This window comes from Streptomyces sp. SPB074 (assembly GCF_000154905.1).
GTDB lineage: Bacteria > Actinomycetota > Actinomycetes > Streptomycetales > Streptomycetaceae > Streptomyces.
This window is the reverse complement of record NZ_GG770539.1, coordinates 1,452,261-1,461,580: the sequence shown is the minus strand read 5'-3', so window position 1 is coordinate 1,461,580 and position 9,320 is coordinate 1,452,261. Positions and strand designations below refer to the sequence as shown.

General features: G+C 74.0%; 6 protein-coding genes. All 6 read left to right on the top strand.

From position 1 onward, the window contains the following. Positions 1–52 precede the first annotated feature (52 nt). The 6 genes from miaA (at position 53) to hflX (ending at position 9,190) form a co-directional block, all read left to right on the top strand. Positions 53–991 (top strand): tRNA (adenosine(37)-N6)-dimethylallyltransferase MiaA, encoded by a 939-nt coding sequence (gene miaA, locus SSBG_RS05830; RefSeq protein WP_008745280.1) that lies wholly within the window; start codon positions 53–55, stop codon positions 989–991. A gap of 102 nt (positions 992–1,093) precedes the next feature. Continuing rightward, positions 1,094–1,612 carry a hypothetical protein gene (locus tag SSBG_RS05825; protein ID WP_008745279.1) on the top strand — a complete coding sequence of 173 codons (519 nt, stop codon included), beginning with the start codon at positions 1,094–1,096 and terminating at the stop codon, positions 1,610–1,612. Between the two features lie 220 nt (positions 1,613–1,832). Next, positions 1,833–2,720, top strand: a complete 888-nt coding sequence (gene dapF / locus SSBG_RS05820) for a diaminopimelate epimerase (RefSeq protein ID WP_008745278.1) — start codon at positions 1,833–1,835, stop codon at positions 2,718–2,720. Between the two features lie 379 nt (positions 2,721–3,099). Further along, positions 3,100–5,316 (top strand): RelA/SpoT family protein, encoded by a 2,217-nt coding sequence (locus tag SSBG_RS05815; RefSeq protein WP_037869043.1) that lies wholly within the window; start codon positions 3,100–3,102, stop codon positions 5,314–5,316. 310 nt (positions 5,317–5,626) lie between these two features. Further along, positions 5,627–7,237: a M1 family metallopeptidase gene (locus SSBG_RS05810; RefSeq protein ID WP_037869042.1), complete on the top strand. Its 1,611-nt coding sequence runs from the start codon at positions 5,627–5,629 to the stop codon at positions 7,235–7,237. A gap of 390 nt (positions 7,238–7,627) precedes the next feature. Beyond that, positions 7,628–9,190 (top strand): GTPase HflX, encoded by a 1,563-nt coding sequence (gene hflX / locus SSBG_RS05805; protein ID WP_037869040.1) that lies wholly within the window; start codon positions 7,628–7,630, stop codon positions 9,188–9,190. The last annotated feature ends 130 nt before the right edge of the window (positions 9,191–9,320 follow it).

The following is a 9,320-nucleotide window of genomic DNA, read 5'->3' as shown; positions in this document are numbered from 1 at the left end:
CGCGTCACGTAACTCGTTCGAGGTGGTCCTGCTGGTTTGGGACACTGGGCCGGTGAGTACCGCATCCCCTGTTCCACGGGTCATCGCCGTCGTCGGGCCCACCGCCGCAGGCAAGTCCGATCTCGGCGTCTTCCTCGCGCAGCGACTCGGCGGCGAAGTCGTCAACGCCGATTCCATGCAGCTTTACCGTGGGATGGATATCGGGACCGCGAAGTTGACGCTCGACGAGCGCGAAGGGGTCCCGCACCACCTCCTCGACGTCTGGGACGTCACCCGTACCGCGAGCGTCGCCGAGTACCAGACGCTCGCACGCGCCGAGATCGACCGCCTGCTCGCCGCGGGCCGCGTCCCGGTACTCGTGGGCGGCTCCGGGCTCTACGTGCGCGGCGTGGTCGACCGCATGGAGTTTCCCGGCACCGACCCGGCCGTCCGCGCGCGCCTGGAGGCCGAGCTGGAGGAGACGGGGCCCGCCGTCCTGCACGCGCGGCTCGCGCGAGCGGACCCCGAGGCCGCCGCCGCGATCCTCCCCGGCAACGGGCGCCGCATCGTGCGCGCCCTAGAGGTCATCGAGATCACCGGCCAGCCCTTCACCGCGAACCTGCCGGGGCGTGAGGCGTACTACGACACGCTCCAGATCGGGGTCGATGTCGACAGGGCCGAACTCGGCGAGCGCATCGCGCGACGCGTGGACGTGATGTGGGAACGCGGTCTCGTCGCCGAGGTGCGCGCGCTCGCGGAGGCGGGCCTGCGCGAGGGGCGCACGGCTTCGCGCGCGCTCGGCTACCAGCAGGTGCTCGCGGCGCTCGCCGGGGAGTGCGGCGAGGAGGAGGCGCGTGCCGAGACGGTGCGCGCCACGAAGCGCTTCGCGCGCCGTCAGGACACGTGGTTCCGGCGCGACCCGCGCATTCACTGGCTCGATGGGGGACTCTCCGGACGAGCGGAACTTTCCGGGCGGGCTCTGGCGTTGGTCGAACGGGCGGTTACAGCCTGATCACGTGATGGCATCGGGACGCTCAGTGCGTCCTACGGGCCCCCGGCGCCGTGCCATCATCAAGCTGCGATCGACCTGGCGGAGTCCGAGTGGGAGGGCACAGTGGCGATGGAGGCCGGCCCTCGTGACACCGGACGCGAAGAGCGCGAGCAGCTCGTCCAGGACGGCCCGGCCGACGACCCCCCGGTGATCGAGGAGGGGACGGTCGCGGACGGTGGCGCCGTGGTTCTGGGCGTACTGCCGTCCGGCCGCGAGGGCGGCGTGAGCGACGAGCCGGGCGGCGAGGAAGCGGCCGTGGAGGTCGAGCTGAGGCCGCAGCGCAGACTGCGGCTCTGGCAGCTGGCGCCCATCGTCGTACTCGCCGCGATCGGTTCGCTCATGTTCGCCTTCCCGCTCGCCTTCGAGGCCGGGGACGGGGGCGCCGTCGTCGCCATGCTCGGCCTCCTGCTCAGCTCCTCGGCGGCGGGCGGCGCCGTGATGGCGGCCCGTCGCGTCGGCTACAGCTGGCCGGGGCTCGCCGAGGGCGGCGGACGACCGCGGTGGCGCGCCATCTGCCTCTACGCGCTCATCGTCCTCGTCATCGCCGGGCTCGCCGTCTGGCGCGTCGCCCGGCTGCGCTGAGCGCCCGCGGCCGGAGAGGCCGCGGCGACGCCCCGTACGAGGGACAGCGGCCCGTGCGGCACGGTAGGTGCCCCGCCGTACGCGCGAGGCGCGCGCCCCGCTCCCCAGGCGGACCCCTCCGTAGCGCGCACGGCCCCGTAACCCCGGCCTCACGAGGCCGCGCGGACCCCGCCCCGGCGCAGCCGCGCGGACCCCGGTCCCGGCCCCGTACGATCGAGGAATGAGCACCGCGATCGGCTTCCTCAAGGGCCACGGCACGCAGAACGATTTCGTGATCATCCCCGATCCGGAGAACACGCTCGACCTGGGCCCCGACACGGTCGCGGTGCTCTGCGACCGGCGCGCGGGCCTCGGTGGGGACGGGCTGCTGCACGTCGTGCGCTCCGCCGCGCACCCGGAGGGCCGCGCGTACGCCGACGACGCCGAGTGGTTCATGGACTACCGCAACGCGGACGGCTCCGTCGCCGAGATGTGCGGCAACGGGGTCCGGGTCTTCGCCCGCTACCTCCAGCGCGCGGGGCACGTGGACGCCGGGGAACTCGCGGTCGCCACGCGCGCCGGGATCAAGCGCGCCCACCTGGCCAACGACGAGGCCCCCGGGGTCCCGGGCGAGATCACCGTGGAGATGGGGGTCGCGCGGCTGCCCGAGGGCGAGGTGGAGGTACGCGTCGGCTCCGGGACGCGCCCCGCCACGCACGTCGACATGGGAAACCCGCATGCCGTCACCTTCGTCACCGACCTCGCCGAGGCGGGCGAGCTGCGCGAGGCCCCCGAGGTGCTGCCCGCGAGCGCCTATCCGCAGGGTGTCAACGTCGAGTTCGTCGTGGAGCGCGCCCCCGGGGCCCTCGCGATGCGTGTGCACGAGCGCGGCTCCGGCGAGACGCGCTCCTGCGGTACGGGTGCCTGCGCCGTCGCCGTGGCGGCGGCGCGCAGGGACGGCCTCGACCCCGCCCGTACGGGCCGTCCCGCCACGTACACCGTCGACCTGCCCGGGGGCCGGCTCACCATCACCGAACGCGCCGACGGCGTCGTGGAGATGACCGGACCGGCGATCCTCGTCGCCGAGGGCACGATCGACGGGGACTGGCTGGCCGCTTCGGCCCACTGAGCGGGCGCCGACGCGGGCCCGGGCGTGGAGCGGCCCGTCCCGGCCGCCGGGCTCCAGTCCTCGCGACCCGTCCCGATCCCTCTCGGCGCGAAGCCGGGTAAGGCACGGCAGTCTGCCGCGCGGGCGCCGCACCCCCCGGCGCGCGCCCGACCCGTACCCGGGGAAACGCGTGAGTGCCGTAAAGGTCACTCCTGGTGGCCGTGTTCCGCGCCGACTTCGCTCGAATGGGTGATCCCTTTCACGCTCGGCGAGAGGCGGTCGGCGGCGCGTGGTGGGCTCGATAGCATCAAGCACCGGCCCGGACGGGGACACCGCCCGCTGCCCCGGGGCCCCGTGCTCCGGGCACCCCGTCGACCGGTCGACGCAGCCGGAGGTGCCCATGAGTGCGGAGGCAATGAATCCTGTGACGCCCGGGGGGCCTCCCGAAGCCCTCCAGGCCGCCGGTGCCGCGACACCCCGCAAGCGCGCCCGGCACCGCATCGACCTGCGCAGGATCGGCCGCGCGGCGCTCCTCGGTCACACCGGCCGCGACCGGGCGCCCGACGCGATCGCGCACGTCGTGGACGCCCACCGGGCGCACCATCCCGAGGCCGACGTCGATACGCTCCGCCGCGCCTACGTGCTCGCCGAGTCCTCGCACCGGGGCCAGATGCGCAAGAGCGGCGAGCCGTACATCACGCACCCCCTCGCGGTGACACTGATCCTCGCGGAACTCGGCGCCGAGACCACGACCCTGACGGCGGCGCTCCTGCACGACACGGTGGAGGACACCGACGTCACGCTCGACCAGGTGCGCAACGAGTTCGGCGGCGAGGTCGGCTACCTCGTCGACGGCGTGACCAAGCTGGAGAAGGTCGACTACGGCGCCGCCGCCGAGCCCGAGACCTTCCGCAAGATGCTCCTCGCGACCGGCAACGACGTGCGCGTCATGTCGATCAAACTCGCCGACCGCCTCCACAACGTCCGCACCCTCGGCGTCATGCGGCGCGAGAAACAGGTGCGCATCGCGAAGGTCACCAGGGACGTCCTCATCCCGCTCGCCGAACGGCTCGGCGTGCAGACCCTCAAGACAGAGCTGGAGGACCGGGTCTTCGCCATCCTCCACCCCGAGGAGTACGAGGAGACGCGTCGCCTCATCGTCGACCACTTCGCGACCCCCGACCCCCTCGCCGCCGTCGCGGGCCGGGTGCGCGAGGTGCTGCGTGAGGCGGGCCTCACGGCCGACGTGCAGTTGCGCCCCCGGCACTTCGTCTCCGTCCACCGCGTCCACCGCAAACGCGGCAGGCTCGGCGACACCGATTTCGGGCGCCTGCTCGTCCTGGTCGGCGAGACGGCCGACTGCTACGCGGTGCTCGGTGAGCTCCACACGTGCCTGACCCCGGTCGTCGCCGAGTTCAAGGACTTCATCGCGGTCCCGAAGTTCAACCTGTACCAGTCCCTCCACACCGCCCTGGCCACAGCGGAGGGCGGCATCGCCGAAGTCCTCATCCGCACGCGCCAGATGCACCGCGTCGCCGAGGCGGGCGTCGTCGCGCTCGGCAATCCGTACGCGGCGGACGGCGAGGGGCACGGCGCGACGGGCCCCGGCGGCACGGGGCGCGGCTCCGCGAGCCGGGCGCCCGGACGCGACGAGAGCGCCGACGCCGCCGACGCCGAGCGCGCCGACCCGACCCGGCCGGGCTGGCTCTCGCGACTCCTGCAATGGCAGAGCGCGGTGCCCGACTCCGAGCTCTTCTGGTCCGTGCTGCGCGAGGACCTGGCCCACAACCGCGAGATCACGGTCTTCCGCCAGGACGGCGACACGCTCGGGCTGCCCGCGGGAGCGAGCTGCGTCGACGCGGCCTACGCGCAGTACGGGGAGGACGCGCACGCGTGTATGGGCGCGGTCGTCAACGGCCGCCTCGCACCGCTGAGCACCGTCCTGGAGGACGGCGACACGGTCCAGCTCCTCATGGGCCAGGACGCCGCAGGCGGCGGCCCCTCGCCCGACTGGCTCGACCACGTACGCACCCCCGCGGCGGGACTCGCGATCCGCCGCTGGCTCACCGCACACCCGGCGCACGCCCTCGCCGAGGACACGCGCCGCGATGAGCCCCAGCCCCGCCCCACTCTCCCGGCGCCCGCCGCGCGCCCCCTCGCCGCGAGCGTCACGGTCGACCAGCCCGGTGCGACGGTGCGTCTCGCGGGCTGCTGCACCCCGGTGCCGCCCGACGCCGTCACGGCGTTCGCGGTACGGGGCAACGCCGTCACGGTGCACCGTGCCGAGTGCCCCCGGGCGGTACGCATGGCCGCCGCCGGACGCCGCACGGTCGGCGCGGACTGGGGCGACACCGGGGACTGCCGCGTCACCCTGCGCGCCGCGTCGTTCGGACGGCCGCACCTGCTCGCCGATCTCACGGAGGCGATCGCGGGGGAGGGCGTGGCGATCATCTCGGCCACGGTCGAACCGCCGAGCGAGCACGGGGTGCGCCACACGTACACGCTCCACCTGCCCGACGCCACGCGACTGCCCGGGCTCATGCGGGCCATGCGGGACGTGCCGGGCGTGTACGACGTCAGCAGGGCACGGAGTTCGGCACCTGCGTCCGGGGTCTGAGGGCGCGGAGTTTCCGGCCGTCGGCGGCAGAGAGGTTTCTGCTTTCCGCGCGGCGGTGCTCTGCGAGGCGGAGTCCCGCGCGTGGGGTTCCGCGCGGACGCGGCGCGCGGGGTGCGGGCGACGACGCAGCCTGGTCGGCGTGCCAGGGCATCGATGCGGCGTGCCGAGGACGACGGCGAGACGGGGCGCGGCGGGGCGCGGCGCGGCTGGGCGGGGCGGGGCGTCAGCACAGCGTGAGCGAACTGACTCCTTCGGGTTGTTCTGCCCGCCGGATGATTGCGCTGCGTGTCCGGTGCGGTAACTCCGAGTCATGGAACTGGAGCGCGATCCCATGAATCCCCCGGCGAGGCCGGGGCCCGGCGCCGGCGTGGAGTACGCGGGCGGTGTGGGCCCGGGCCGTCGGCTGCGCCGTGCCCGCCGGGCGGCACGCGTGCTCCTGCCGGTGCTCGGCGTCTGCCTCGCGCTCGTCGCCGCGGCGATGCCCGCCCCGGAGGCGCGAGGGATCGGCGACCGGCTGTTTCCCGTCCTCGGCAATCCCGGTTACGACGTGCTCGCCTACGACCTCACGCTGAGGTACAAGGGCGACAACACGGAGCCGCTCGAAGCCGTCACCCGGATCACCGCCAGGGCCGAGACGCGTCTTGACCGTCTCAACCTCGATTTCTCCCACGGCGAGGTCCGCTCGGTCACAGTGAACGGCCGCCCCGCCCGCCACGCGAGCGCCGGGCAGGACCTCGTCGTCACCCCGGAGCGCCCCCTGCCGCCGGGTGAGGGGGTGCTGGTCGTCGTGCGGCACACGAGCGACCCCCGTCCGCCCGGGGCGGGGCAGGGCGAGGGCGGCTGGGTGCGCACCAAGGACGGCCTGGCGATGGCCAACCAGGCCGACGCCGCCCACCGGGTCTTCCCCGGCAACGACCACCCCTCGGACAAGGCGCTCTTCACCTTCGGCGTCACCGCGCCACGCGGCGTGACCGTGGTCGCCAACGGCCTCCTCACCGGCCGGGCCGGAGCGCCGGACGGCGCCACGACCTGGACGTACCGCACCCTGCACCCGATGGCCACGGAGCTGGCGCAGGTCTCCCTCGGCGCTTCCACCGTGCTGCGCAGGCCGGGCCCGCACGGTCTGCCGGTCCGTGATGTCGTCCCGGCGGGCGACAGCCGGCTCCTGGAACCGTGGCTGCGCAGGACACCGGAGCAACTGCGGTGGATGGAGCGGCGCGTGGGGACCTTCCCCTTCGAGGCGTACGGCGTTCTCGTCGCCGACACGCGGACGGGGTTCGAGCTGGAGACGCAGACGCTCTCGCTCTTCGAGCGGCGTCTGTTCGCCGACAGCCGCTACCCCGAGTGGTACGTCGGCTCCGTCCTCGTGCACGAGCTGGCGCACCAGTGGTTCGGGGACAGCGTGAGCCCGCGGACCTGGTCCGACCTCTGGCTCAACGAGGGCCACGCCACGTGGTACGAGTCCCTCTACGCGGAGGAGCACGGCGGCCCGACGCTGGAGCGCCGAATGCGGGAGGCGTACGGAGCGAGCGACGCCTGGCGCGCGGCCGGCGGCCCACCGGCCCGCCCGAAGGCGCCCGGCAACGGCAAGATCAGCATTTTCCGCCCCGTCGTCTACGACGGCAGCGCTCTCGCCCTCTACGCCCTGCGGCAGGAGATCGGTGCGGAAGCGTTCTCCCGCGTCGAGCGCCGCTGGGTGGCCGAGCACCGGGACGGCACGGCGGACACCGCCGACTTCATCCGGCTCGCCTCCGACGTCGCCGGACGCGATCTCCGCTCCTTCCTCCGCCCCTGGCTGTACGACGCGAAGACGCCGCCCATGCCCGGCCACCCGGACTGGGCCGCCGACGCCTCCACGGCCGCCGGAGTCCCCCGGACCGGCACCCCGCACAGGCTCCCCGAGCCACCACCGGCGGGGTGACCGGGAGGCCGGCTGCGCGCGGGCCGCGCCCGGGCGTCAAGGGCCGCGCGCGAGCATCCGCGCCCCCCGCCCGAGCCTCCGGGGCCGGGCCTCGGCGCCGCGCCGGTGGTGGCTCGGGGCGGGCCGGGTTCGGCCGTCCCCCCAAGCCCGGCCGAGGCTCCGGCCTTCGCGTCCGTCCCCGCCCCGGACACGACCCACCCGCTCCCGGCCCCGCGCTCCCGCTCCGTCCCACGGCCGTCCGGATAACTCGCGTGACTGCGCGAGGAGCGCCGTGGGAACATTTCCGGGCGAGCGGCGCCCGCCGGCCCGGGAATTCCCGGGGCTCCCCGGGCGTTGCTCACACCAGCGGACCAGCTCCGCTCGTCGACCGCACTCGTCATTAAGGAACCAATGACCCACACCCTTCCCTTTTCCCAGGACACTTCCGGAGACCAGCACGCGCCCCTCGGCGCGGAGGACACCGTGAACGAGACGCACCCGCGGGGACAGCAGCCGTCCCCCAGCCAGGGCCTGCGGGCCGGTGCCCTGATGGAAGAGGACGCCGCCTGGAGCCAGCAGGCCGACGGCGCGCGGGACGGCGAGCAGTACGACCGTGAGGAGCGCGCGGCCCTGCGCAGGGTCGCCGGGCTCTCCACGGAGCTGGAGGACGTCACCGAGGTCGAGTACCGCCAGCTGCGGCTGGAGCGCGTCATCCTCGTCGGCGTCTGGACCTCGGGCACCGTCCACGACGCGGAGAACTCGCTCGCCGAGCTGGCCGCCCTCGCCGAGACCGCGGGCGCCCTCGTCCTCGACGGGGTCATCCAGCGCAGGGACAAGCCGGACCCCGCCACCTACATCGGTTCGGGCAAGGCCATCGAGCTGCGGGACCTGGTCCTGGAGAGCGGCGCCGACACCGTCGTCTGCGACGGTGAGCTGAGCCCGGGCCAGCTCATCCACCTCGAAGACGTCGTCAAGGTCAAGGTCGTGGACCGCACGGCGCTGATCCTCGACATCTTCGCCCAGCACGCCAAGTCCCGGGAGGGCAAGGCGCAGGTCGCGCTCGCGCAGATGCAGTACATGCTGCCGCGCCTGCGCGGCTGGGGCCAGTCGCTCTCCCGGCAGATGGGCGGCGGCGGCTCGGGCTCCTCGGGCGGCGGCATGGCCACCCGTGGTCCCGGTGAGACGAAGATCGAGACGGACCGCCGGCGCATTCGCGAGAAGATGGCGAAGATGCGCCGCGAGATCGCCGAGATGAAGACCGGGCGCGACCTCAAGCGCCAGGAACGCAGGCGCAACAAGGTCCCCTCGGTGGCCATCGCCGGGTACACCAACGCGGGCAAGTCCTCGCTGCTCAACCGCCTCACGGGCGCCGGGGTACTGGTCGAGAACGCCCTCTTCGCGACCCTCGACCCGACCGTGCGGCGGGCCGAGACGCCGAGCGGGCGGCTCTACACGCTCGCGGACACGGTGGGTTTCGTGCGGCACCTGCCCCACCACCTCGTCGAGGCGTTCCGTTCCACGATGGAGGAGGTCGGGGACTCCGACCTGATCCTCCACGTGGTCGACGGCTCGCACCCGGCCCCCGAGGAACAGCTCGCCGCCGTGCGCGAGGTGATCAGGGAGGTCGGGGCCACCGACGTCCCCGAGATCGTCGTGATCAACAAGGCGGACGCGGCCGACCCGGTGGTGCTCCAGCGGCTCCTGCGCGTCGAGAAGCACTCGATCGCGGTCTCCGCCCGCAGCGGGCAGGGCATTGAGGAACTGCTCGCGCTCATCGACGAGGAACTGCCCCGTCCCGCCGTCGAGGTGGACGTGCTCGTCCCCTACACCGAGGGCAGGTACATCGCCCGGACGCATGTCGAGGGAGAGGTCCTTTCCGAGGAGCACACCCCCGAGGGCACCCGCCTCAAGGCACTCGTGCACGAGGAACTGGCCGCGGAACTGCACCGGTTCAGCCCGGTCGGCTCGCGCTGAGCGCGCGGGCGGCGTCCCGCCCGTAAGGCGACAGGCACGTCGAACGGCCGAAGGGCCCGCACCCCGAGGGGTGTGGGCCCTTCGCGTACGGCAGGCGGGAGCGCCGGCGGTCGCCCCGTACGTACCGCCG